Here is a 613-nt window from a genome sequence, read left to right on the forward strand (position 1 = left end):
GTACCCGGCCGGCCTTGCTGATCAGCATGTCGACCGCGCTGCGGTCGCCGTTCAGGCTCTCGCCGTGGGCCTGCTGCTGCATAGCCATGATGCGCACCTTGGGAACGAGCTGGCGGGTGTCTTCCAGTGCTGCCTCGCACAGGTCGACGACCGCGCGGCCATCGCCGAGGTCTGTGCGCACCTGCGCCTGGTTCACCAGTGAGTAGCCGATCAGGTGGACATCTCGGGATCGCATGGCGATCTCTTGTGTCACTCCGCGCCAGAAGCTGGCGCCGTCCATGTCGCCTGCGTCCTGGTAGAGCCAGCCGATGAGAGCGGCATACGCCGCGCCTACCCGCAGGAGGCCACGGCGGGTCTCCCCTTTGGCTGAACGCACCAGCTTGTCGATCAGCTGGTACTGAGCCGAGACAGTCCCGATCAGATCGTGCGGGCCCAGGTACATGTCCGCCCTGTAGTGCCCCTCCAGTTGGGTCTGGAAGTAGTCGATCAGGGCGGGGTCGACGTTCTGTTGTGCCACTGGTCCGGCGACGAGCGCGGCAGCGGTGACGGAGACGAATGCGCGGCGTTTCACCTGCTCCTCTTCGTGGTGCTCAGGGCGTATCCATCCTGGTGG

Annotated in this window: 1 pseudogene; it reads right to left on the minus strand. The window is 65.6% G+C overall.

The features are described from left to right. Positions 1-571, minus strand: a pseudogene (locus tag TN53_RS41760) (Twin-arginine translocation pathway signal); the annotation flags it as partial. Positions 572-613: the final 42 nt, after the last annotated feature.

This window comes from Streptomyces sp. WM6386 (assembly GCF_000972385.1).
GTDB lineage: Bacteria > Actinomycetota > Actinomycetes > Streptomycetales > Streptomycetaceae > Streptomyces.